The 24,132-nt window shown below is 47.9% G+C and carries 19 protein-coding genes and 1 pseudogene; 6 read left to right on the top strand and 14 right to left on the bottom strand.

Going from position 1 to position 24,132, the window contains the following annotated elements:
• Nucleotides 1–5 precede the first annotated feature (5 nt).
• From J7E85_RS00300 to J7E85_RS00290, 3 genes and pseudogenes are all read right to left on the bottom strand, one after another.
• Nucleotides 6–2,882, bottom strand: a complete 2,877-nt coding sequence (locus J7E85_RS00300; protein WP_215153876.1) for a 2-oxoglutarate dehydrogenase E1 component — start codon at nucleotides 2,880–2,882, stop codon at nucleotides 6–8.
• A 221-nt stretch (nucleotides 2,883–3,103) separates the two neighbouring features.
• Complete coding sequence (locus J7E85_RS00295; protein WP_251035346.1) at nucleotides 3,104–4,006, bottom strand: DUF72 domain-containing protein; 903 nt, start codon at nucleotides 4,004–4,006, stop codon at nucleotides 3,104–3,106.
• Nucleotides 4,007–4,123: 117 nt separating this feature from the next.
• Nucleotides 4,124–4,633: pseudogene (locus tag J7E85_RS00290) on the bottom strand (metallophosphoesterase family protein).
• Between the two features lie 243 nt (nucleotides 4,634–4,876).
• On the opposite strand from J7E85_RS00290, the gene J7E85_RS00285 reads away from it, so the two are divergent.
• On the top strand, nucleotides 4,877–5,512 hold the full coding sequence (locus tag J7E85_RS00285) for a LysE family transporter (RefSeq protein WP_215153872.1): 636 nt from the start codon (nucleotides 4,877–4,879) through the stop codon (nucleotides 5,510–5,512).
• Here the strand turns inward: J7E85_RS00285 and J7E85_RS00280 are convergent.
• On the bottom strand, nucleotides 5,509–6,885 hold the full coding sequence (locus tag J7E85_RS00280) for an amino acid permease (RefSeq protein WP_215153870.1): 1,377 nt from the start codon (nucleotides 6,883–6,885) through the stop codon (nucleotides 5,509–5,511). The genes J7E85_RS00285 and J7E85_RS00280 overlap by 4 nt on opposite strands.
• A gap of 224 nt (nucleotides 6,886–7,109) precedes the next feature.
• Between J7E85_RS00280 and J7E85_RS00275 the strand changes: the two genes are divergently transcribed.
• From J7E85_RS00275 to J7E85_RS00265, 3 genes are read left to right on the top strand one after another with little or no spacing between them, the layout of a single operon-like run.
• Nucleotides 7,110–8,216: a GerAB/ArcD/ProY family transporter gene (locus tag J7E85_RS00275; RefSeq protein ID WP_215153868.1), complete on the top strand. Its 1,107-nt coding sequence runs from the start codon at nucleotides 7,110–7,112 to the stop codon at nucleotides 8,214–8,216.
• Nucleotides 8,213–9,625: a spore germination protein gene (locus J7E85_RS00270; RefSeq protein WP_215153866.1), complete on the top strand. Its 1,413-nt coding sequence runs from the start codon at nucleotides 8,213–8,215 to the stop codon at nucleotides 9,623–9,625. The genes J7E85_RS00275 and J7E85_RS00270 overlap by 4 nt, the downstream gene beginning before the upstream one ends.
• Complete coding sequence (locus J7E85_RS00265) at nucleotides 9,622–10,761, top strand: Ger(x)C family spore germination protein (RefSeq protein WP_215153864.1); 1,140 nt, start codon at nucleotides 9,622–9,624, stop codon at nucleotides 10,759–10,761. The genes J7E85_RS00270 and J7E85_RS00265 overlap by 4 nt, the downstream gene beginning before the upstream one ends.
• 91 nt (nucleotides 10,762–10,852) lie before the next feature.
• Here the strand turns inward: J7E85_RS00265 and nagE are convergent, their stop codons facing one another.
• The 4 genes from nagE to J7E85_RS00245 form a co-directional block, all read right to left on the bottom strand.
• Entirely contained in the window at nucleotides 10,853–12,316 is a 1,464-nt protein-coding gene (nagE, locus tag J7E85_RS00260; protein WP_215154574.1) for an N-acetylglucosamine-specific PTS transporter subunit IIBC, read from the bottom strand.
• A gap of 325 nt (nucleotides 12,317–12,641) precedes the next feature.
• Nucleotides 12,642–13,139, bottom strand: coding sequence for a PTS sugar transporter subunit IIA (locus J7E85_RS00255; RefSeq protein WP_215153862.1), 498 nt, complete (start codon nucleotides 13,137–13,139; stop codon nucleotides 12,642–12,644).
• A 1-nt stretch (nucleotide 13,140) separates the two neighbouring features.
• Nucleotides 13,141–14,028, bottom strand: coding sequence for a PRD domain-containing protein (locus tag J7E85_RS00250; RefSeq protein WP_215153860.1), 888 nt, complete (start codon nucleotides 14,026–14,028; stop codon nucleotides 13,141–13,143).
• A gap of 274 nt (nucleotides 14,029–14,302) precedes the next feature.
• Nucleotides 14,303–16,987: a CHASE3 domain-containing protein gene (locus J7E85_RS00245; protein WP_215153858.1), complete on the bottom strand. Its 2,685-nt coding sequence runs from the start codon at nucleotides 16,985–16,987 to the stop codon at nucleotides 14,303–14,305.
• A gap of 247 nt (nucleotides 16,988–17,234) precedes the next feature.
• Between J7E85_RS00245 and J7E85_RS00240 the strand changes: the two genes are divergently transcribed.
• A complete protein-coding gene (locus J7E85_RS00240) occupies nucleotides 17,235–17,801 on the top strand; it encodes a cupin domain-containing protein (protein WP_215153855.1) in 567 nt (188 codons plus the stop codon).
• A gap of 70 nt (nucleotides 17,802–17,871) precedes the next feature.
• Here the strand turns inward: J7E85_RS00240 and J7E85_RS00235 are convergent, their stop codons facing one another.
• Entirely contained in the window at nucleotides 17,872–18,249 is a 378-nt protein-coding gene (locus tag J7E85_RS00235) for a DivIVA domain-containing protein (RefSeq protein ID WP_215153854.1), read from the bottom strand.
• 237 nt (nucleotides 18,250–18,486) lie between these two features.
• On the opposite strand from J7E85_RS00235, the gene J7E85_RS00230 reads away from it, so the two are divergent.
• The gene (locus J7E85_RS00230) at nucleotides 18,487–19,050 is read left to right on the top strand and encodes a TraR/DksA C4-type zinc finger protein (protein ID WP_215153853.1); all 564 of its coding nucleotides are present in this window, start codon (nucleotides 18,487–18,489) and stop codon (nucleotides 19,048–19,050) included.
• A gap of 66 nt (nucleotides 19,051–19,116) precedes the next feature.
• On the opposite strand, the gene J7E85_RS00225 is transcribed toward J7E85_RS00230, so the two are convergent.
• From J7E85_RS00225 to J7E85_RS00205, 5 genes are all read right to left on the bottom strand, one after another.
• Nucleotides 19,117–19,677, bottom strand: coding sequence for a winged helix-turn-helix domain-containing protein (locus tag J7E85_RS00225; RefSeq protein WP_098746835.1), 561 nt, complete (start codon nucleotides 19,675–19,677; stop codon nucleotides 19,117–19,119).
• A gap of 81 nt (nucleotides 19,678–19,758) precedes the next feature.
• On the bottom strand, nucleotides 19,759–21,036 hold the full coding sequence (locus J7E85_RS00220) for an MFS transporter (RefSeq protein WP_215153852.1): 1,278 nt from the start codon (nucleotides 21,034–21,036) through the stop codon (nucleotides 19,759–19,761).
• A 194-nt stretch (nucleotides 21,037–21,230) separates the two neighbouring features.
• Nucleotides 21,231–22,235 (bottom strand): Gfo/Idh/MocA family protein, encoded by a 1,005-nt coding sequence (locus J7E85_RS00215; protein WP_215153851.1) that lies wholly within the window; start codon nucleotides 22,233–22,235, stop codon nucleotides 21,231–21,233.
• A 41-nt stretch (nucleotides 22,236–22,276) separates the two neighbouring features.
• Nucleotides 22,277–22,636: a replication termination protein gene (locus tag J7E85_RS00210; RefSeq protein ID WP_071220214.1), complete on the bottom strand. Its 360-nt coding sequence runs from the start codon at nucleotides 22,634–22,636 to the stop codon at nucleotides 22,277–22,279.
• A gap of 296 nt (nucleotides 22,637–22,932) precedes the next feature.
• Nucleotides 22,933–24,129 (bottom strand): acyltransferase, encoded by a 1,197-nt coding sequence (locus J7E85_RS00205; protein WP_215153850.1) that lies wholly within the window; start codon nucleotides 24,127–24,129, stop codon nucleotides 22,933–22,935.
• Nucleotides 24,130–24,132 lie beyond the last annotated feature (3 nt).

The raw sequence follows: 24,132 nt of genomic DNA, 5'->3' as shown, positions 1-24,132 counted from the left end.
AGCCGCTACCTCCCCAATGAGATCTGTTGATTTATAGTTTTACGATTAAGGGCAAAAGAAATGATGGTCTGTTGCTCATAAGCATGAACATCCTGATAGCCGCTAGCAGGGCTCGAACGCTCAGGACGTCCGCTGTAACGGACCTCTGTGCCTTTAGGTGCAATTTCACGAATTCTTGGTTCCATGAAGCTCCAGCTGCCCATGTTCTGAGGTTCTTCCTGAACCCAGAGAATCTCTTTCAGGTTCGGATACCTCTGCATCACACGGGAAATTTCTTCTTTCGGGAATGGATACAGCTGTTCCACACGAAGAATATGAAGCCAGGACTGATCCTGATCCTTCTGCTTATCCAGTGCGTCCTCCAAATCGATTGCAACTTTCCCCGAGCAAAGAACAAGACGTTCCACCTTCTTCGGTGATTGGCCAAGACCCGGCTGCTCCATCACTTTCTGGAAACCACCCTCACTGAACGCGTTCACAGGCGATGCCACGCGCGGATTACGAATCAAGCTCTTCGGAGCCATGATCACCAGCGGTCTGGCATCTTCCGTTTCGGTCAGGGAAGCCTGTTTGCGCAGCAGATGGAAATACTGGGCAGCGGAAGTCAGATTCGCAACCGTCCAGTTATCTTCACCACTCAGCTGGAGGAAGCGTTCCAGTCTTGCACTGGAGTGCTCAGGACCATTCCCTTCATACCCGTGAGGTAACAGCATCACCAAGCTGGACTTCTGTCTCCACTTCGAGCGGCCGGCTGTGATGAACTGGTCAATGATAACTTGGGCACAGTTAACGAAATCGCCATACTGCGCTTCCCAGATAACCAAAGTCTCAGGAGAGTACACGTTGTAGCCATATTCAAATCCAACAACGGCTGCTTCAGTCAACGGGCTGTTATGGATCGCGAACGAAGCCTTAGCTTGCGGCAACCGGTGCAGCGGGCAGAAGGTCTCTCCATTAACCGCATCGTGAAGCACGAGGTTACGATGGGCAAATGTTGCACGCTCGGCATCCTGTCCCGTAATCCGGATTGGCTTGCCGTCTGCAAGAATCGTAGCGAAAGCCAGCGTTTCGGCATGGCCCCAGTCCACCTTCTGGCCTTCGTCGAGCGAATTGCTGCGCCGCTCAAGAATACGTTGAAGCTTCGGATATACCGTAAAGCCTTCCGGCCACTGCAGGAGCTCGCGGTTAATCCCGCGCAGCACTTCTGCAGATACATTCGTAGCTACTTCCGTCTTGGATTTACCGTCGGTCGCGTTCAGACCAAGCAGGATCTGATCAACAGGATCCTTCGACTTCACGCTCTCGTAGGAATTCTTCAAGACCTCCAGAACGCTATTCTTCAAACCGTCCACTTGTTCTTGGGTCAGAATGTTTCCATCCACCAGTTTCTTCATATAAATCGTGCTGACGGTTGGATGGTTCTTCACCTTCTGATAAATAAGCGGCTGGGTGGTTTCCGGATCATCGGTTTCGTTATGGCCATACTTCCGGTAGCCAACAAGGTCAATCAGAATGCTCTTCTTGAACTTGTTGCGATAATCGCTCGCAAGACGAGCAACCGCGATACACGCTTCCGGATCATCGGCATTCACGTGGATAATCGGAATCTCATATCCTTTCGCCAAATCACTCGCATAGTGAGTCGATCTCGAATCCTTGCCTTCTGTCGTAAATCCGATACGGTTGTTCACGATAATGTGAATCGATCCACCTGTACGGAACGCTGGCAATTTATTGAAGTTCAGGGTTTCCGGCACGATCCCTTCGCCAGGGAACGCGGAATCACCATGAATCTGAATACTCAGCGCTTTGTTTACATCCTGCTTCGGATATCCCGCTTCACTGCGATCCTCCTGAGCAGCACGAGCAAAGCCCTCTACCACCGGATTGACATATTCCAGGTGACTCGGGTTGTTCGCAAGGGTAATCCGAACCTGCCGTGCTTCATCCTTCTTCATATAACGGTCCGCACCCAAATGATACTTCACGTCACCTGTCCAGCCGTAGTTAATGCCCATGGAGCCTTCGGATGGAACGAGATGTTTGTTTGGAGAGTGCATAAACTCCGAGAAAATCTTACTGTAATCCTTGCCCAGTACATGAGCCAGTACGTTCAAGCGACCGCGGTGCGCCATCCCTACGAGGATGGAGTTGACATCCACCTCGGCCATTTGGCGAACGATTTCGTCAAGCAGCGGTACGAGTGCTTCGTTGCCCTCAACCGAGAAGCGTTTCGCACCTACGAATGTGCGGTGCAGGAACTCCTCGAATTGCTCGGCCTCAAGCAGCTTCTTCAAAAGCCCCCTGCGCTCTTCTACGCTCATGGCGGACAAATAACGCCCCGATTCGGCCTGCTCGTTGAGCCATTTGCGTTCTTCTTCATCGTGAACATGGCTAAATTCATAGGCAATGGAGCCTGTATATAGTTGTAACAGCCGCTGGATTGCCTCTAAGCCATTCTTGATATCGCTAGGAGCCTCCTCCCAGACGATCTCTGCAGGCAGGGCTGCCAAATCCGCTTGGCTGAGTTGGTAGCTTTCTGGTTGAAGCAGACGCGTGTCAGCTTCGTTTCCAATTCCAATTGGATCAATGTCGGCGGCCAGATGACCATAGGTTCTAATGTTCCATACCAGTTTGCCGGCAGCTACCCCTTTTTTCAGTAATTGCGGGTCATAGCTAACACCTTGTCCCTGCGAATCCGCTTTCTTTTCATTGTTTTCCAAAGATGGTGGCGGTCCCCAGCTGGCGAACAGCTCACGGTATCCTGGCTCCACAGATTGCGGGTCTTGCAAAAACTTCTCATACTGATCTTGAATGTACCCCAAGTTCGGACCGTGATATTTCTGCCAAGGTCCCTCTGTCATTCTGTCAAGGGTCTTCATCGCTGACTCCCTCCGTCAGATTATTTTGATTGCTCAAGGACGGAATTTCTAATTTTACATTAAATAAACGTTTTCTTACGATTACATTATAATACACTTGGCCTCAATACCGAAAATACCCTTTATATATAATAATGATCTCAGAAACAGATGAATTTGCGTCAATTTCTTGACGATTTGCTCACGCTCCTCCAATTCTCTGTATAGGATTCCAATTAAAGTCAGTTATCCGAAAAAATATCCACTTCCAGCCAGTCCATCTGCCGCAGCGGTTCAGGTCCGGTATCCATGCCTAGCAGCTGGAGAAGCTGTTTGGCATTGTCGGAAGCATCGCCTCCCGAATTGTTATTGAATATAATCCAGCATTGCTTCGACTTCTCAAGCAATTGCTCTATCCATACCTTCCACTGCTCCAATTCCTCTAAGCTGTAACGGTATAAATACCGCACCTCACGCCAGTTGGGCTGACCGCTGGAGTGCCACCCTTCGGCGTTACGGCCATGCATCCGGATCATCACAGCCTCTGTACCCGATGTCTCAAGCACGACCGGAACGGATCCAATGCCCGCTTGCGGCTCGTCGGCGATGCTGTGAATCCAGCCCTCGCTTCGCATAAACTCAAGCGTCTTCTCCCGAAACTCTGGCGCATACCAGCTCTGATGCCGAAATTCCAAAGCTACGGGTACATCCTTCATCCACTCCCGCGTGCGCTTCAGAATGTCCACATGTTTGCGTTCGCACCCGAACCAGGGCGGGTATTGAAACAGAACGGTCCTTAATTTGTCAGCAGCCCGCAATTCTTCAACTGACGTGAGCAAATGATCAAACATCGCTTTGACGCTAGGGTATCTGTCCTTGCCCTGGCCGCGTGCATGACCTGTCATGCCTTGATAAGCCTTTACAATAAAACCAAAGTGGTCTGGGACGGCAGTTGCCCACTTATTCATTTGTTCCGGTGACGGTATGGCATAGAACGAATTGTCCATCTCCACGATGGGAAAATGTCGGCTGTACATTTCCAGCCTGTCTGCGGCCCTCGCCCCTTCATCATACAGCTTGTCATGATCTCCCCATCCGGACAGACCCACCTGAATTACATGCTCATGCTTTTCTTCCTTTAACATAACAATCCTCTCATCCACATGATTTACCATATCGGGGACTTCTATTAATTAACCGCATACGGGAAATTTCAAAAGCAGGCAACCCCTTACTGTTTTTACCAACTGCTATCATCACAATCACTTCTCATCGTAAAAAATATGATGTGCCTCCAGCATTCCGTTCACGATATGTATCCTTCCATAGGAATACCGGGGCTGCCGTCTTTTGTCCGTGGCAGAACCGGGATTGAACAGCAGCACCCCTTGCACATGTTCTTTAAACGGGATATGGGAGTGGCCGAACAAGATGCAATCCACCTCCGTGTCCGCAAAAGCTTTTCTTGCGCGGGAGGGGGTTGTTCCTCCCTGTCCGTGCCCATGCACAATACCGATGCGTTTACCTTCGATTTCGACCAGCTTCTTGTAACCTAGCCGTTCTATGATCCGCTCGTCGTCCACATTTCCGGCTACTCATTCCACCGGAGCATATTGACTAAGCTGTTCATAGAGCTCCCAATTGGACCAGTCGCCAGCATGAAGAATAAGATCCGAATGCCTTACATCTTCAAGCAGTGCGGCTGGCAGCTCTTTCGCTTTTCTTGGCATATGGGTGTCTGACAATACCGTAATCCGAAATGGAAAACTCATCTTGATCGACCCCTTCTTCATCATATTAAATGCTGAGATACCTGCTTTCTGACACTAATCTATATCCTACCAAATAAACGAATTCAAATAAAACCGCGCAGGTGAGCTGCGCGGTTTGTTGGTCTGTTTCAGACAGAAAAAATTTCCAATCATAAGTTTTAGTTTGTCCGGGTGCTGAATAGAATGTACGAGCATGAAGGTACAAGCTTTCTTATCCATGTTCATGACGAGAGGTGGAAGTCAATGAGTATTTTTATTAGCTACATGATTCTGGGACTTTCTCTATCAGCCCCCGTAGGCCCGGTCAATGCAGCACAGCTCGATAAGGGGATTAAGAAAGGGTTTTGGCATGCATGGTTGTTTGGAATCGGTGCGGTCCTGGCAGATATCCTTTATATGATCCTGGTCTACCTGGGCGTTGTTCACTTTCTGAATACGCCGTTCATGCAGACCTTCCTGTGGCTGTTCGGTGCCTTTGTTCTTATCTATTCCGGGCTGGAAAGTATCCTGAATGCCAATAAAGTGACGATCAGTCAAGACAGCAATGAAGATTCGTTATGGAATAGCATGCTCTCCGGGTTTCTCTTGTCCGTATCCAATCCGATGACGATCCTGTTCTGGCTCGGAATCTACGGCTCTATTCTCGTTAAAACCGCAGCGGACAACGGATCCGCCAATCTGTTTCTCTACAGCGTGGCCGTCATCGCCGGGGTTGTGATATGGGATTTGTTCATGGCTGCGCTCGGCAGTGTATTCCGCCGATATTTGAGCAATAGAGCGCTCTCTCTGATCTCCATACTTTCCGGCATCTCGTTAATCGTCTTTGGCGTTTATTTTGGAATTCGGGCTCTCGCACTGCTATACCCACTCATATTCTAACGGGCCGGCTTCGGACGAAACTTGGGTTTGTCCGCCTCCCTGGCGTGGCCTTGACCGGATTTCTTCCACACGGAGCGCATGCATAGGACAACCAGACCGATTACCACGATAAACCCAATACTGATCCAAAGCCCCGGGCGACTCATAGGGTGCAGTGCGGTTCCACTGACAGCAGCCGCGATCAAGAGCATCCCGATATATCTTTTGATTTTGCTCCAAACCGTAAGCTCTATGAGTCGGCCAGCGGATATGAGAATGAAGAACCAGTTATACAGCAGCATAAGTCCTGCACCCGTGGTCAAATACTCATAAATCTTGCCTGGCATGAGCAGAGACAACACAATGGATACAATCAATCCGATAGCTGTAAGGGAAAGTGCATATATGGGCGTATCCCGCTTAAACTTTTTCCTGGAAAACAGTTTGGGAGCGTCCTTATCTTCGGATAGGGTAACCAGCATCGTGGTCACTGCATAAAGCGAGGCAACCATGGTCGAGAAACCGGCTATAATCAATACAGCATTAAATATATGCGGGATAAAAGGAAGGTGATAGGAGCTTAGCGCCACAACAAAGGGACTTTTCGTCGTGGAGAATTGATTCCAGGCCACCATGATCACGGCCATGCCAATAGAAAGAACGTATACGATGGATAGCAGCAGAATCATCACTCTACCCGCTTTGGGCGCTTCCTTCGGATTCTTCAAGCGAATCGCCATGACCCCCATGACTTCAATTCCGCCAAAGGCATAAAACGCAAAAATCAGGGACGACCACATGCCCATACCACCTGCCGGAAAAAATGCGTTCATGCTGCCCGGAACGTGCAGCTTCGACCCTCCTTTTAACCACCCCATCAAGGCGGCAGCAGCAATGATGAGAAACATGACAATCGCGGCGACCTTAATGATAGCCAATACATTCTCCAGCCGGTCGAAGCCTTTGTTGCCAATCCAGATGACAAACAGTCCCAATACGGCATAACCTGACGCAAATATCCACATTGGAACGCCAGGGAACCAGAAGCGAGAGAAAATCGCCAGCGCCGTCATCTGGCTCCCCATGATCAACACTTCGGAGCACCAGTACATCCACCCTGTAGAGAAGCCTGCCCATCGGCCATAGGCTTTTTTGGCATAGGTTCGGAACGAGCCTTTCTGAGGGTCCTCGGCCGTCATCCGTGACAGCACATCAAACACAAAGAAGGTGGCTGTCGCAGCCAATATAATGGAAAGAAGAAAAGCCGGTCCTCCAAGCCGAATACCTAAAGCGGATCCGAGAAAATACCCTGTGCCGATCGTTGATGCAACTCCCAGCAGCGATAGCTGCCACCATCTCAAGTTCCCTGCCTTCGTCTTCGCCCCTTTGTTCACGGTTCTGTCCTCCAGATTATTGTTATGGGTTCGTTCAAATCTTTCCTTATTATGAAGGGAACCTCCGTGATTTATGTACCGCGTATCTCAACCTAAAAATGCCTTTTGGCAAGAGAGAAGCCATGGAATTATGCTCATATCCAGTCTGTGGCTGGGTTCTCTCGCATATTTTGGTTGTTCCCCGAGAACTCTAAACGGAAGAAACCTGTATTGGGGGATCACACATGTCAGGAACTCGCGGTATTCCAACGAATCAGGCGTTTATGATTATGATGCTTACGGCCGGCTTGACCAATCATGTCATGATCATACCTGTGCTTCTGGAGAAATCCGGACGGGATGCCTGGATCACCATTATCGTATCGGCCGTATTATTCCTGCCCTGGGTTCTGCTTATTTACGGGATCATCCAAAAAATCGGCAATCGTTCCATCACGCAGGCACTTGACGAAAGCAGCGGCAGAGGGGCTCGAATATTGGCGATGAGTTTGTCCGGTTTATATTTTTTTACTTTTGCCTTTTATACCTTAAAAGAGGTCATCGATTGGACAAAGTCGACCTATATGATCCAAACCCCTATCATTGCCACCGCATTAGTACTCTTAGTGTTATGTCTTGTCAGCGCAAATCACGGCATCAAGACCATTGGCGTTTCTGCCGGAATATTGCTTCCTTTTGTCGTTTTGCTGGGGATATTCGTATCCTTGGCCAATCTGAAAGTGAAAAACTACAATTATTTGCTGCCCGTCCTTGAAGAGGGCTTCCAGCCGGTTCTAAGCGGAATCCCCGTCATGTTCGGAGGACTGTCCCAATTTATATTGATTTTATTCTTACGCCCCCACCTTCAGAAAAAGCCCAGTTTTGTTACGATCCTGCTCATCCATCTGGTTCTGATCTTCCTGACGTTTGGACCCACCGTTGGCGGCATTGCCGAATTTGGACCTGAAGAAATGGGTCTCCAGCGATACCCGGCTTATGAACAGTGGCGTCTCGTAAAGCTGGGCAAATTCGTAGAGCATGTCGACTTTTTGTCGATTTTCCAATGGCTCAGCGGAGCTTATATCTCCATATCCATCTCGATTTTTTTGCTCTGTGAAATCCTTCTTCCCAAGTCCAAACAAAGCGTAGGCATATTAGCCGTGTCAACGCTGCTTATTATTCTGTGCGCTTCACCGATCAGCAATCCTAAAATGTATTATGCAATGGCAGACTATTTTTTGCCCATATCCGCCGTTTATATTACCATCTTAAGCCTCCTGTTGTTCTTCTTGATCCATAAACCATCCCAACAACAGAACTCACATTCGTCGAAAGGAGAATCCCGGCAATGAATATGACGGAACAGCAGCTCCGAGATCGTTATGCCGATTCCGATGACATCTATATTACGTCTTATCCTGGTGCAGAAGGTGATATGCTGCCATGGGCCATTATGGTTTACAACCCGATGATGTGCGATTCTCAACTGATGTCCAAAATCTTTTTGCCTGTTATTAGCAAGGAATGGAATATATCCATTTCTCAGAAGCATTCGTTTGATCCCGACCATCTGGAATATTATCTTACCCTTGACACATCCGAGGCTAATGTGGAATCGGTTGATGATATTGTATATTCAGGTTATGTTGCGTTGTATTTTCCTAAGGACAATAAACTGTATTCTTATAGCGCATCCAAAAGCATTGGGCGTACCCCGGAGGAAAGTACCGCAGAGACCTCGATCAAAGGTCCTCGTGACGGGTTCGTCGAGGAATTGGATATCAATGTATCGCTCATTCGCAAACGGCTGAAATCACCCGGACTTGTCTATTCCTCCTTTAAGCTGGGTGACAAGAGCAAAACTACTGTCGGCATCATGTACTTAAAAGACAAGGTGATCCCAGAGACCGTCACTGCCATCGTGGATAAGCTAAATGATTTCTCCGGCGACTCACCCGTAGGCATGGGCGAGCTCGCTGAGCATCTAACGCCGTATCGATTCACGGTGCTTCCCATGTTCGATTATACGGGAAGGACCGATCTTGCTTATGACTCTTTAACCCGCGGTCGATTGGTCATTATTATGCAGGGAAGTCCCATAGTATTGATTGCACCTTCCAGTTTTATGCAACTCCTGTTTGCCGCAGAGGATCCGCAGATGCCGTTTTATTTCGTTATCCCATGGCGGATTCTCAGACTGGTTGGCTTCCTGATTTCCATTTTCCTTCCGGGATTTTATATTACCTTGCTGTCCTTTCATCAGGATCAAATCCCTTTTCCGCTGCTGGCCACGGTCGCGAACACGCGGCTTGGGCTTCCTATTCCGACCGGGTTTGAAATGCTGATCATCCTGTTTCTACTTACCCTACTGCGGGAAGCCGGTATGCAGATGCCTTCTCCAATCGCGTCAACCATTACGGTCGTTTCCGGTATCATCATCGGTGACGCCGCGATTCGGGGTGGTTTTTTCTCCCCAACGATGACGGTGATCGGCGCACTGGCTTTTGTTGCGGGGTCAACCCACTCCAATCAGGATTTTGTTGTTACCCAGACGATTTTCCGGTTTTTAGTCCTTACTCTTTCCTCGGTATTCGGGTTATTCGGTTTTTTCATATCTGTATTCTTGATCGTTCAGTATGCAGCCCATCATAATCCATTTGGACAGCCGTATCTTGCCCCCTTCTCGCCTTTTTCCTTATCCAAAATCATTGGCAATCTCATGCGATTTCCGGGTAAACGAAAAAAGGGTGGAGCCCTATGAAGCGTGTATGGATACTCGCATGTATAGGATCTTTGCTGATCTCAGGCTGCTGGGACAACAAAGAAGTGCAGGATATCAACTACATCACGGCTTTGGGCGTCGATTATAAGAACGACAAGTATATCATCTATGTGCAGATGCTGGACTTCGCAACGATTGCCAAACAAGAAAGCAGCAAGCCAACTGAGAAAGCGCCGATTTGGGTCGGCCGAGGAACCGGCACCACTTTGGCTGAAGCCCTAATCGATTTGTATACATCGAATCAGCAGCGGGTCTCTTGGGGCCATGTCACGGCTTTGGTGCTTACGGAAGCGGTGTTAAAACCTAAGCAGTTGTCCCAAGTGTTCGACCTGACCAACCGTTCGCAGGAAATCCGTTATACGAAATGGCTCTATGGCACCAAGGACAATATGGAGGACCTCTTTACGGTATCGCCGTTCTTTCAGCTCTCACCTCTGCACTCGCTGCTTCATGAACCCAGAGAAAGCTATGTCCAATTCTCGTTTATACGTCCGATTCAATTCGTGAACTTTATTCGTCTCTACCGGGAGAAAGCCGCTACCGTCGTATTGCCCTCGCTCCATATTTCAAATCAGAACTGGTCGGAAAATCTGAAGCAGCATCCGATCCTGGAGGTGAACGGCGGCTTTCTGATCAGGAACAAGAAAACGATGGGATGGCTCAAACGATCCGATCTGTTGGGTACACGCTGGCTAGCCTCGCCTCAAACCCATGCTGCCGTCATTGTTCACGCGGACGGCGAAGCCGTCGGGAGCATACGGCTGGAGAAGCCCCAATCATCCATTGAAGTTATCCGTAAACCAAACGATGCGTCATATCGAATCAAGCTTAACGTCATCGGGACGGTGCAGAATATGTATAAGAAGGTGGGAATTAAGGAGATGAAGCGGTTAACCGAAGATACCCTGCGAAAAGAAATGCATAATACCTTCCATAAAGCTGCATTGATCCATGCGGATCCCTACGAGCTATGTCTCCAATTGTACCGAACCGATCCGAAGCTCTGGAAGAAATTAGTGGAACAGAAAAAGGAGATCTACGATGAAACGTCGCTTGAACTTGAGGTTGACGTCAACCTGCGATACTGGGGACAGCGCAGAAGCTTGAACCGATAAACGTCCGTCATTGACCGGCTGCTTTTGCCCGAAATGTGAAAACCATAATAAGAAGCAGACCTTTATCGGCCTGCTTCTTTTTGCTGTTCCTTTATTTCTTCATTATATCCTTGATGTCATCCTTCAACTGTTCGGACTGTGGTCCAAATACGACCTGGACCGCACCTTTGCCCAATCTCATGACACCGGAAGCACCGAGCGTCTTGAGAGCTGCGTCATTTACTGCTTTATCGTCCTTAACAACCAGACGAAGGCGAGTGATACAAGCATCGACGCTGACAATGTTATCTTCTCCGCCGATGTTTGTGAGAACCTTGGCTGCTTTCGTGTCACCGCTTGACGCTGGACCGTCAGCAACCTCGTTAATTTCAGTCTCTTCACTTTCATCCTCACGGCCCGGTGTTTTCAGGTTCAGCTTCACGATCAGAATTCTGAACAACAGATAATACACCACCGCAAAAGCAAGACCAACTGGAATGAGCAGGAGCGGGTTCGTGGACAGCGGATAGTTGATCAAATAGTCGATCAGTCCAGCTGAGAAACCGAATCCGAGCTTCACGTCAAGCGCATACATGATATACCCCGAGACACCTGCCAGGACGGCGTGAATAATGTAGAGTACAGGAGCTACGAACATGAATGCAAATTCGAGGGGTTCCGTGATCCCTGTCAGGAACGAAGCAACCGCCGTTCCGATAAAGATGGAAGCAACCATCTGGCGTTTTTCCTTTTTCGCTGTATGAATGATCGCCAGCGCAGCTGCCGGAAGACCGAACATCATAATTGGGAAGAAGCCTGTCATGAACATGCCCGCTGTTTTATCTCCGGCAAAGAATCGATACAAGTCACCGTGAATGACTTTGCCTGCCGCATCCGTGAAGTCCCCGATCTGGAACCACACGATGGAGTTAATAATATGGTGAAGCCCGAATGGTACAATCAAACGGTTTGCAAGTATGTGGATCGCACTTCCTATGCCTCCGAGCCCAACGATCCAGCGGCCGAATGTATCCAGCACTTCCTGAACAGGACCCCAAATAATACCGAACACAATACCCAGAACAACCATGGTTATCGCGGTAACCATCGGAACAAAGCGTTTGCCGCCGAAGAAGCCTAACCAATCCGGCAGCTTGATGTTATGGTACTTGTTGTAGAGGAATGCAGAGATCATACCAACAATGATACCGCCCAGTACGCCCATGTTCAGTTCCGCATCCGGGCTCATGATGGTTGAGAAAGCTGTAGGCACTTTGCTCAATACATTCATCAGTATAATATGCCCGATGACAGCTGATAACGCTGCTACAGCGTCTCCTGCCAATCCGATAGCAACGCCCACCGCAAAAATCAACGGCAGATTATCAAATATCGTGGTTCCCCCTGCATCCAGGAATGGAGCAATGTAATGATTCAGGAACCAGCCTACCTTATCACCCAGGTGAAAATCTTTGACATAATCGATGTTCCCGAATCTCATCAGGATGGCCGCTGCAGGCAATGTTGCTACAGGCAGCATGAGCGACTTACCGATTTTTTGTAAAAATGCCAACATGTGATTCAATCCCTTCAACTTCATTTTTTTCGGCTTGGAATCGTTTACATCTCCAGCCATTTTAATTGCACACCAGCAGTGCTACCCCTGAACCGAAACTAACTTCTCATCCTCACTTTCTTGAGGGAAAACGTAGCTGTGTCCCGACGTGGACAAGCAAAAAAGCCAAGGACAATAGTCTACTTAATATAGACCAATTATCCTTGGCTCATGCCCACTAATGCGGTAACACGCCGTTCTCGTATTCATTTATGCTGTTATCTTAATTCACGGCTTCCTGTTTTGTCAATAACCAATATTTCAATCAATCGCCTATGGAATTGAATTATTTCAATTCAATGGTCATGACAGGATCCTGGCCGGACACAACATTACCGGTCTGACCGTCAACCTTGGAAGCCACCTCATCCGCATTGGTCACAATGATCGGGGTAATCGTCGGATAACCTGCAGCTTGGATTGCAGCCATGTCGAATTCGATGAGCGTCTGACCCGACTTCACCTGATCACCCGCTTGAACATGGCTTGTGAAACCTTCGCCTTTCAAACCGACTGTATTAATCCCGATATGGAATAAATACTGCAGACCGGTCGCTGGATCCTCCAGCATAACGGCATGCTTGGATTTGATGACATGTGCCACAGTCCCGTCAAAAGGCGCAATTAATTTGCCCTCGGAAGGCTCAATGGCAATGCCTTTGCCCATATGACCAGCAGCAAATGCCTCATCCGGTACTTGCGATAAAGGCACAGCTGTACCTGACAAAGGTGCTGTGAGTTGAATAGCAGTAGCTGTTTTTTTCTTTTTCCAACGATCAAACATGTTAAGATTCCTCCTTGGGTTGATTCTTTTGCTGTAGTCGCCCTGTAAAAAGCCGATATAGATGCATGGCTAGGAAGCAAACCTCCGCTTCCGGTACTTTCTTGCCAAGTTCTTTCTCCATCATGCCTGCGAGGCGTGTAGCCAGACCATACTCATTCGTGAACTTGGAGCGAATCTGGTCCGCGAACGGATTATCCACATGGATTTCTTGATTCAACATACGGTCTACCGAGAACCTCAAATGCATCAGAAGACGGACATAATCCATGCTTCCCCGGTCAAAAGCGACCTGCCGTTCCTCTTCAATATACCTTACGAGGTTTCCCACCACATTCGATGCCTTCACCAGATGGCCAACGGGAACATGGCTGACAGCCGAATACACATGGTAAGTTAAGAAGCCGATCTCATCCTCCGGAACTTCGATATCGAAGGCCTGGCCGATCAATTCCGCTGCCTTGGCTGCGATATCATATTCTTTTGGGAAGCTGATCCGGGTTTCTTCAAGGAAAGGATTAATAATATCCATGCCTTTACGGATTCTGTATATCGTAAACTGGATATGGCTTGGAAGTGCCAAGTACACCTTGTCATTTAATGTGCCCGGAAATTCCTGTTCAATGAGATTGAGTATCTGATCTGTAATCTCCATTACCAGTGGATCAAATTCTTCCAGCAGATGGTGAGCTTGACTCCACTGCTCCCGATCCTCCAGCCTGAAGAGTTTCTCAATCCGCTTGTCGTCCGAAGCGATCGTTCCGCCTGCTTTGGCGCCGAAGCCAATGCCTTTGCCCAAGATGACGTATTCCGATTCTTTCTTACCGCCGGTGACCATCACGACATTGTTACCAATAACACGTACGACTGTAAACAACTCGATCCCGCTCATAAACTTCCCCCTTTCCTTTAAGTTTAATCATAGAAACGGCGAAGGATTCATGTCCGTAGAAATGCTGCATACTGATTCCCCAAAACATTAAAAAAACCAAGAAAAGACCCCATGTGAAAGCTGTCTCTTCTTGGCTCATGCCCTGTTAAGGTAACACGCCGTCTTATGTTCCTGTTATGAATCCATCATAAAACAATTGGCTCGCATTCGTCAACATACGACATTATGACAATATTCGAAGCTGCCGCCACAGGTAAAAATTCGATCGATTCCCTTAATTCCCAATCCATTTCTGAAGCGTATGGATCACTTCTTGGATATGAATGGGTTTGTGCAGATATCCATTCGCGCCGTCTGCAAGAAACTGATCCGTATCCCTCATTGTGTTGGAGCTCATCACGATAATGGGAAGCTCCGCCCATTCCGGGTTCTCGCGAATCCGCTTCATCGTTTCGACTCCGTCCATTTCCGGCATGACCATATCCAGCAGCACCGCATCGATGGTTTGATGTTTGTATAACATCTCCAAGCATTCGAATCCGTTCTGGGCTGTATGCACGGTCATCTGGAGTTTCTCCAGCACATTGGTCAAACCGTACACGTTCCGAATATCATCATCTACAATCAATACGGTTTTGTGCTCCAATCGGCTAGATACTTCCATGTCGAACGCATCCATTCGGAGATCGCTCCAACTGGCGTTGCTCGAAGTAGCAGCCACTTCAGGCAGCATAAACAGACTTTCGCTGGTGCCATATTCCGTAACGAGCGGTAAATATAAAACAAACGTGCTCCCGATTCCTTCCTCGCTCTCCACGGTAATATACCCGCCAAGCAGTTTCGCCAAATGCAGCGATATGGATAAGCCGAGACCCGTTCCCCCGAATTTTCTGGCCGTAGCCTCTTCGCCTTGCTGGAACGCTTCGAAGATCGGTTGAAGATGCTCTGCTGCAATCCCGATGCCGGTATCTTCAACGAAAAAAGCAATGACGTCGCCACTGATCACAAAATCCGAGGTCACAATCGAATTCATCTTCTTCACCCGTAGTTTAACACTACCGCTCTCCGTAAACTTGATTGCATTCGAGAGCAAATTACGCAGAATTTGATGGAGCCGCATCCCATCGCTGTACATCAGGTCAGGCAAGTCGTCGGCCATCTCAATATCAAATTCCAGACTTTTGGATTCCGCGCTTTTGGAGAAATAACCTTCCATCAGTTCTGGCAGCTCCGTCAAATTTACCAAGTCCATTTCGATTTGCATCTTTCCGGCCTCGACCTTGGACAGATCCAGAATATCATTGATTAAATTCAGCAATTCACTGCCTGAATTATGGATGACAGAAGCGTAATGCTGTTCTTCCTCCGTCAGGTTCCCTTGCTTGTTCTCAGATAAAATCTGGGAAAGAATTAACATGCTGTTCAGTGGTGTCCGCAGCTCATGGGACATATTAGCCAGAAATTGAGACTTGTACTTCGAGCTCTTCTCGAGCTCTTTCGCGTATTTCTCCAATTCGCTGGCCGCGATTAATGCAGCCTCCTTCTGGGCCCCCAATCGTTCGTTCAGCATATGCATTTCCACGGAATGGGTTTGCAGCTCCTCGGTCTGCGCCTGTAGTTCTTCGGTCTGACTCTGAAGCTCCTCATTCAGCGATTGGGATTCATGATACAATTGCTGGATTTCCATTTTACTCTGAATCGAGTTCAATGTTACCCCAAGTTGAAAATTCAGTTGTTCGATCAGCTGAATTTCCAAGTCATCGAAGGGCTTGAACTTGGCCAATTCAATGACACCAAGAACTTGTCCTTCAAACATAACGGGCGCCAGCAGCAGCGTGGTAGGCTCAGCATCACCCAGCCCCGATTCAATCCGCACATAGTTAGGTGGTATATCGTCCAGAATAATCATTCGCTGCTCCAGCATACATTGTCCCACCAAACCTTCGCCTGGCAGGAAACGATCTCTGACCTTGTTCCAAGGCTCACCATCCGGATCGGCAAAAGCTGCTGCCTTTACCAGTTCCGATCCACCCCGGTTAATAAAAACGGCACCGTACGGCAGCTTCATGATCAAAGCCAGCTTATGAATGAAAAACTGTACGGCCGTCTCCACGCGATCAGACGATTGAAGAAGCGTCGACATAACCGAAATGTGATCCTTGGCCCAGTTCTGTCTGCCGACCTGTGCAAGAAGTTCGTTGGTTGTGTCCGCCAACTGGCGGACCTCATCATTGGATCGTACATGAATCCGTTGGGAGAGGTTACCGCCTCTAACAATATCGGAGATGATATGAGTTACCTGCGTGATCGGCCTTACAATGCTCTTCGATATCACCCAAGCTCCACATATGGTAATCAGCGCAGCCCCAGCCCACAGAAGATACATCGTATACAATAAATGGGTGTTGCTATCTTTCATCTCTTCGATCCTGCTGGTTGTCAGCTCACGTTCCTTACTTCTAAACGAGAGAAACAGCTCATGAATGGAGTTCATGGCTTGCTGGCCGGGATCATTAATAAAGAAATGAAGGGCTTCCTCATCCTGCCCTAGCTGCTTCAATTGAACGGCAGGCTGACCGGCGTTGGTAATCCACTCCTTGATATTCTCCTTAATATTCTCCAGATGATTGGCTTGCTCCGAATTATCACTAACAAGCTTGTACAGCTTGTTATAGTTAATCTGCCAAGACGACAGCGCTTGGTTGAAAGGTTCCAGGTAGGTGTCATCCCCCGTTATCACAAAACCCCTCTGGCCGGTTTCCATTTCAAGTAAATTCTTCTCGATTTCGTGCGTGAGATTATGTACTTCGATATCATGCTTCTCTATAAAATCCGCCTCTTCCTGCAGAGAAGAGATGCGGTCTGATACAATCCAGAGAAAAGCTCCAAGACATAATAATATTATTAAATATCCAACTACAATCTTGCTGCGGATGTTGAATTTCAGGTTGTTAGACAAATGGCTAACCTCCCTTGTCATCTATCAGTCTAAGTCTGTTCCTATTCTCATAGTAATTGTTATGAAAATGGTTTACAAGCAAAACCAGTTTTGATGTCATCAATGATTCTTTAGTCGTAGGCAGTCAGATTTATAAACGCATGGGCATATATTATAGAGGAACACGCTTGTACAACATTAGGATCTAATTCTCAAAAAAGGAGGAGTTACGTATGATGACCTTTAAAGCGCTTGCGGGGATCCTGCAGTGACGAGGCATGTTTATCATTCCAGGCAACAGGCTGAGCGTATAGCGGGCCTCGGAGTTGCGAATGTATCGTCACTGGAGCTGCCGCTTCTGCAAGGCATGATGATGTCAGAAATCCACCTTGAATGCGGTAAGGGCCTCTCTCCCCATAGCCACCCGGACACGGACGAATTGTGCTACGTCATTCAGGGAGAAATCAGCTATTCCCTGATTGATCCGGATACTCATCAGAATCTCGTATATCAGATCGTACCCGGTCAGGTGGTACACGCCCCCATTGATTGGTGTCACTGGATAACAGCGCTAACCCCTGGAACGATCTTGCTATTGGTCTATAACACTGAGCGTCCACACCAAATGGACATTGCGTCGGTCTGGGCTTATACACTCATGAGAGCAGAAGCGTTGCAATGTGATGATCCAAACAAGAAACCTCACTCGAAGGCGCTCATTACACCTGTCCCGCAACACAAAAAGATGGAGAGTGTTGCCTCGGATAAGCCTCTGCCGGCGCCACCCTTACTCATAACCGGGCACCCAAACAACAAAACCACACGCAGCCGGTGATCGGCCATGTGTGGTTATTGTTATTGGGACGCTTCTTATGTAATGATTTCGCTCGCAACTCGATATTGCATCAATCAATATAAAATCTTTGTTCAGGGCGGATCTGCTTCTTAAGGGTATGCAAGTCGGCTTCCAGCTTCGCCACCGTCTCTTCAATCTCTTCCGGGTTCAAGGCCGGGCGTTCTGCCTCTGGCTTAATGCCAGCCCTGAGGTCGCGAATGGTGATTTGCTGCTCCTGCCATTTATCCATAAGATCGGAGATAGTGGCATAAAACCGCTCATAATCTTGAATCACTTCGTCCAGAAAGGAATCCACTTCCTCCTGATCATAACCCCGTAGTTTATTCGAAAAATTCTTTTCATGGATAGACAAAGCGTCCAGTTGAATGCCTAGTTGCTTAAATAGCTTTTTCTGTTTATCCAATCGGCGTTTCATGTGTTCATCCATAATGATTTACCTCCAAATATTGGCGCAGCCCTACTTTTTTAGCCTTCTCTCTCTATCTTTGTTTATATCACATTAAGCACCGGGATTAAAACATTCCAGGGCTTTTTTGGAGAATGTTCCAAAAACGATGGGCTGCCATTCCCATAATTCATGTGATTGTTACCAATCCATTTCGGGTATTGATTTTACATAAGAAGCTTTATTGTGTACTTAGCGAAAGAGAGGAGCGGCTTATCTATGACAACGATGACAAAACAACAATACAGTGAACTTAGACGACGGTTGCTCAGTGATAAAGAACGATTGGAAGAGCAATTGGAGTCCCGCGATGAAACCAATAGGGATCATTCCCTTCGGGACTCTACGGGAGAGCTGAGCGCAGCCGATAATCATCCCGCTGACATAGGGACCGAAGTTTTCGAACGCGGACGGGACCTGGCCATTCAGGAAACGCTGGATCATGAATTGGAGCAGATTATGTCTGCCTTGCAGCGAATGGACCAGGGCGAATACGGGACCTGTGCCCAGTGCGGCCTAGAAATTCCGTACGAGCGGCTGGAAGCTTTGCCTTATACGGCCTATTGTCTCGAACATACGCCGCGGAAAGATATCAACGACAACCGGCCGGTTGAAGAGGATGTCATGACCCCGCCCCCTTCCGGAGCTGGCGTCAACCGCCAAGCGGCCGACGGCAAATTTGATGACGCTGGCGCGTGGGATGCCGTAGAAGATTACGGAACGTCCACCTCCCCCGGCATGTCCATTAAACCTGGACAAGACGATTATAAGAAGAAGGTATGAACCGATCCAGTAAAATAGAAGGGAAAGCTGGTACCTGCACGTTAGGTACCAGCTTGTTTTCCGTGATCAAGATTCTTTATGAGTCCGAACATTGGAAGCAAAAAACTCATATTCGTCGTAACCTTCACCGCGTTTCTTTTTATAGGGGGTCAACATTTTATCCAGTTCAACAAAAAATTCGCGCGCTTCTTCCTCGCTCATATACAAGGTTGTATTGGTCAGCATGGACGTCGTTTCGCCCTCTTGACTCATATTTTTGAAGAAACGGTCTCTATTCTGGTCAAACAACTCCGATAATAGTTTGTTCGTCTCGGTTCGAATTAATTCCTTGATCACCGGCTCCTCGGAATTTGCCCCGCGTTTGATCTTTACCGTACCGACAAAAGGTTCATAATATTTAGCAATGATGCCGTTGATCTCTTTCGTGGAAACGATCTTGACCATACCGATTCGCTCCAGCTTCTTCATATGATAATGAACTTTAGCAGGCACATCCCCTATATTGTCCGCGACTTCCTTTACTGTTGCCGGACGGTCCATCTTATTCAATACATTCAAAATCTGGAGCCGATATGGATCTGAATATATTTTGATCTCTTCCAGTGTAGTCAGTTCCTTCGTTTCCACACCGTACACCTCAGCTTCATGTTATTTTTCACTTCTTTTCATTATAGGCCGAGAGTATCGAAATTACAAAATGCTAAGGATTTAAATGGCACGGAAACTCTTCTTCCGAATGAGGAATATCACGGGCATCATCATGATGAATCCCATGATCGAATACAGAATGGGTGGGGATTGATGCTCCGCTACTATTCCAGTAATCAAGCTTCCCGCAGGAATGGCAGCCGTGCACGCTACCGTCATCAGTGCACCTATTCTGCCGAGCATATGCCTAGGTGTTACTTCCATCAGGTAAGTGGAGATGGGGGCATTCAGCATAGAGACGGCAAAACCGGTGATAAACATGCAGACCGCTGGGGACTCCACCCGCCATGCCGGCAGATGTCCTGGAATCCCTAACGCAAAATAACCGATTCCGAGCATGATAGACCCTGACATGATCAACGTGCTCTTTTTGAAGCTCTTCCCATAACGTCCAATCCATAGCCCGCTGCAAATCATACCGATCAGGAGGCCCGTTCCTAAAACGCTCAGACCTCCGGGTCCTGCACCCAAGGTCTCTTTGACGTAGACCGGCTGCAGTACGTTCAGGGGGGCCAAACAGAAATTATTGATCATGGCAAGCACGGTTGTTATAAGGAGCAGCGTATGCTGCTTCACAAAAAGAAGAGCCTCTTTAATATCGCCGAACACCGTTTTATTCATCTCTGTCTCTGGCCGTGCGGAGGTTTCCTTGGCTTCAGCCTGTTCGGCTGCCTCCGGATTCGGCATAAAAGCGATAATAGCTGCTGCAATTAGAAACGTTACGGCATCGACCAAGATTGTCCCCGAAATCCCGATCAGAGCGATTAGGGCTCCAGCGATGGATAAACCGATTAATTCTGCGCTCCGACTTACGGAAGTTGAGAAAGAATTGCCTGCAAGCAGTTTATCCTTGGGTAGCAACCGGGGGACAATGGAGGTCTCGGCGGGTCTGGAGAAGCATTCCAGGGTTGAATTTAGGAACGTGAACAGGAACAAATGCCAGACTTCAAGAGAACCCACAGCGTACAGAAAAGCCGTTAGCGAAACCACAATGCCGCGGCTAAGATAGGTTAAGGCAAGTACCAGTTTCTTCGGCCAGCGATCGACATAGGTCCCGGTAAACAAACTGAAAAGTAACCCGGGCAGAAAGTTAAAGGCGAACAATGTACCCATTAATAGTTCTGAACCTGTGAGCATATAGACCATCCAGCTGTAAGCGATGGAATCCAGGGAATCCCCGAATCGGGTAATGACCTGGGCAGATAAATAAATCAGGTAGGGGCGGATTTTCAAGAGCTGACCAAATCCTTGCTTTTCTAAAACAGCGGCATTTTGCATGGTTTCCTACTCCTCTTCGTTAATTGGATAACAACATTAAACTTTTTCATTTCATTAAAATAATATTTACGTTAAAATTATTTTATCGTTAAGTTTATTTTAATGATTTTGAAGAGGAATGCAATAGGCAAAAAAATAAACCGCCATGTTGGCGATTTATTGGGTCTAACGGATATTTTGACCGTGTTGCTTCTTTATTTAATGACCACTCGCGATGAGGATCTGGCTGCTTGAAGACACGCTTCAATGGCTCTAATATTGCTGATGGCATCTTCCGGACCATATGGGAGCGGCGTTCCGTCCATCACGGCTGCTGCCATTGCATCCGCTTGCAGTGCAAAGTGGTTGTAAATCCCTACCTTCTCCTCACGGGATCCCTTGGCCGTATGAACACAGATCTGGGCCATGTCCTCCATCCGCTCCCATCCAAAGGCAGAAGGAAGCTCAATCCTGCCCTCCGTTCCTGCGATCTCTAAAGAGCATCTGGAATATATCCACATCCCGCACTCAAATGTAAGCCCCAGTCCATCGTCAAATTCCACCATCCCGTGGACCATCATGTCCACACCGTCATGCTCCTCAGAGAAAAAAGCATGGGCCGTTACAGCCTTGGGCTCCTGCCCATAAATCATGCGCGCCGCCGAGATGGGATAGCATCCCACGTCATAGATCGAACCTCCGCCCATATCCTTGCTGTAACGAACATTGCTTTTATCCTCCGCATTGTTGAAGGTGAACGATCCATGAATTCCGCGAAGCTGGCCGATTTCGCCGCTTTCGATGATTTCACGTACACGTGCGTGTTTCGGATGATATCGGTACATAAAGGCTTCCGCGAACAGCACGTTATGTGCTTGAGCAGCCTCAGCCATTTCACGGACATCCGCTTCGGTCAGGGCTGCCGGTTTCTCGCATAAGATATGCTTGCCCGCTTGTGCCGCTTTGATGGTCCAAGGTTTATGAAGGTGATTCGGCAAAGGAATATATACCGCATCAATGTCGGGGTCCTCCAGGAGCTCGTCATAAGAACCGTAGTATTTCCCGATATGATATCGCTCGGCGAGCTCACTTGCTTTGTCTGCGTTGCGGCTGGCGACCGCCCCGACCTCACAGCGTTCCGATTTCAATATGCCTGGTATCATTGCATTTCTTGCAATCCGAGCAGTACTCATAATTCCAAAGCGCAATTTCTTGCTCACGAGGTCATTCCTCCTTTGGCTGCATTCCGTTCAGATGTTTTTTAAAAATTATCGTTGACTGCTTTATGAAGAATCCCCAAACACCGATCCAAATCTGTTTTAACCTGTTTTTTGTAGAGTTTAGCTTTCTCGGCACCGTCATCGGTAAAATGATAAAGAACGATTTCTTGAAAATCGACCCGCGGATCATTCCCTTTCAGCTGCTTGGTACGGTATAATACACCCTCTTGCACCAACTCATGCAGAGCCCGGTAAATTTCGCTTTGCGGCGGTGAATACCCATGGCTCTTGAATTCTTGCCGCAGTTCTTCCAGCATCTGATATCCATATCCGCGCTGCTGTTCGACCATGGTAATGAGATATACTTTGATAAAAGCACGCTGGGCGATCATAAATGCCATCTGGACGCCTCCTCCCTCACGAGCAACTTGTCCCATAATATACCTAAATTATAACCCACAGTTTCCCAGTTTGCACAATAGGAAGCATCCTTCTCTTTTTAAACCAAGAAGACGTAGATTGAAACGTTGCTGGGTGTTGGATGAAGAAGAGTGATGCAAGAGCGTCAGTTTTTATACTATTGTGAATTTTTCATATGATGAAATTATATAGTATGTGGTTTTTCATCTGCTGTTTTTTGGGTGGTTGGTGGATCGAAGGATTAAAAAACCCACCCTCGGAGGGTGGGTTTAATTCTTCACATCCCGGTGGATGTGCCGTGGTCTGGACGCGATTTGCTGTATGGGCGAACCTTGCGATTCTTTCTTGCTCCAGCGATTCCGACAAGCCACTTCCCGAACGGCAGCTTGGCGAGCAGGCGAGTGGCGCCATAAGCCCCGCCCACGCTGATGATCCATGAAGAGAGTATCCGCACCAGAGGGTGCATGCTGATCAGCATAGATTCGTCGACCGCATAGCTTATACGCAGTGTCAATAGATGAATCAGGTAAGCACCATACGAATAGAGCCCAATGGAGGTCAAAAGCGCATTCGCTCCCGCTCCGGTATGACGACATATCCAACCGGCCACATCGTACATGACCAATATAGAGCTAATCAGGAAAAGTGCCATCATCGGGCGAAGCAGCGATAAGGAATAGAACGTGATCGCGCCATTCGCTGCGGAACGGATCTCATTAACGGCCTGGATGAGCATCCATCCGAACAAAAATGCGAAGACGAGCCATATCGCCGGCCGTGCCTTTTGCAGCCATTTTTTCCAAGCGTCATGGTATAAACCAGCCGCCGCCCCCAGCGCAAAATAGAAGAAATAATAGAGTGCATTTCGATCTGCGTAGGTTGTGAACAGCTCACTCCATACCGGGATATTCAGGCTTCCCATCAATTGGCCAATATCATTGATAATTCCTGTTAAACCCACGTACAATAGCCCGGATACAATCAATATCGTAAGCTGCGTCTGCCAGCCCCATCGCTTCTTTATTCCTAATATAGCGGAGCGGAACAGCGGGTACAGCAAATAGAATTGAAACAGCATAATGATGTACCAAAAATGCGAGCTCGATTTCCCGGTTAACCATACTTCCCCAAGATACTTCCAATCCTCAATTACAGTGGGATTAAACTTATGATTGATCAATAAAGTAATCAAGGTCCATACCGCAAACGGAACGTAGATATCACCAAAACGCCTCTTGACGAACTTTCCGTAATACAGTTGACCTTTATCGTTATAAAACAGCACCATGCCAGTAATAAAAATAAAGACGGGCACAGCAAATTTCGTCACCATCAGAAGAACTGCCATCATCAAACCATCGCCTGTCGTCATTCCCGGCGCGACAGAATAGTGCGCGATGGAGTGCTGTAAGACTACAGCCAGGAAAGCAATTCCCCGTAAGCGCTCAATTTCCGGTATTCTTTCTTTGGGCATACT

Origin of the sequence: Paenibacillus sp. ISL-20 (assembly GCF_018613005.1) — a bacterium.
GTDB lineage: Bacteria > Bacillota > Bacilli > Paenibacillales > Paenibacillaceae > Paenibacillus_AQ.
Note: the sequence above shows the minus strand (reverse complement) of the source record. Positions and strands in the feature narration are given on the sequence as shown.

Excerpts from the sequence above, each read along its gene's own strand:
- J7E85_RS00270 (WP_215153866.1), top strand. The coding sequence starts at position 8,213 with ATGAATATGACGGAACAGCAGCTCCGAGATCGTTATGCCGATTCCGAT.
- J7E85_RS00220 (WP_215153852.1), bottom strand. The coding sequence starts at position 21,036 with ATGCAAAATGCCGCTGTTTTAGAAAAGCAAGGATTTGGTCAGCTCTTG.
- J7E85_RS00275 (WP_215153868.1), top strand. The coding sequence starts at position 7,110 with ATGTCAGGAACTCGCGGTATTCCAACGAATCAGGCGTTTATGATTATG.
- J7E85_RS00250 (WP_215153860.1), bottom strand. The coding sequence starts at position 14,028 with ATGAGCGGGATCGAGTTGTTTACAGTCGTACGTGTTATTGGTAACAAT.
- J7E85_RS00235 (WP_215153854.1), bottom strand. The coding sequence starts at position 18,249 with ATGGATGAACACATGAAACGCCGATTGGATAAACAGAAAAAGCTATTT.
- J7E85_RS00210 (WP_071220214.1), bottom strand. The coding sequence starts at position 22,636 with ATGGCATTTATGATCGCCCAGCGTGCTTTTATCAAAGTATATCTCATT.
- J7E85_RS00285 (WP_215153872.1), top strand. The coding sequence starts at position 4,877 with ATGAGTATTTTTATTAGCTACATGATTCTGGGACTTTCTCTATCAGCC.
- J7E85_RS00265 (WP_215153864.1), top strand. The coding sequence starts at position 9,622 with ATGAAGCGTGTATGGATACTCGCATGTATAGGATCTTTGCTGATCTCA.
- J7E85_RS00300 (WP_215153876.1), bottom strand. The coding sequence starts at position 2,882 with ATGAAGACCCTTGACAGAATGACAGAGGGACCTTGGCAGAAATATCAC.
- J7E85_RS00205 (WP_215153850.1), bottom strand. The coding sequence starts at position 24,129 with ATGCCCAAAGAAAGAATACCGGAAATTGAGCGCTTACGGGGAATTGCT.
- J7E85_RS00255 (WP_215153862.1), bottom strand. The coding sequence starts at position 13,139 with ATGTTTGATCGTTGGAAAAAGAAAAAAACAGCTACTGCTATTCAACTC.
- nagE (WP_215154574.1), bottom strand. The coding sequence starts at position 12,316 with ATGTTGGCATTTTTACAAAAAATCGGTAAGTCGCTCATGCTGCCTGTA.
- J7E85_RS00230 (WP_215153853.1), top strand. The coding sequence starts at position 18,487 with ATGACAACGATGACAAAACAACAATACAGTGAACTTAGACGACGGTTG.
- J7E85_RS00295 (WP_251035346.1), bottom strand. The coding sequence starts at position 4,006 with ATGTTAAAGGAAGAAAAGCATGAGCATGTAATTCAGGTGGGTCTGTCC.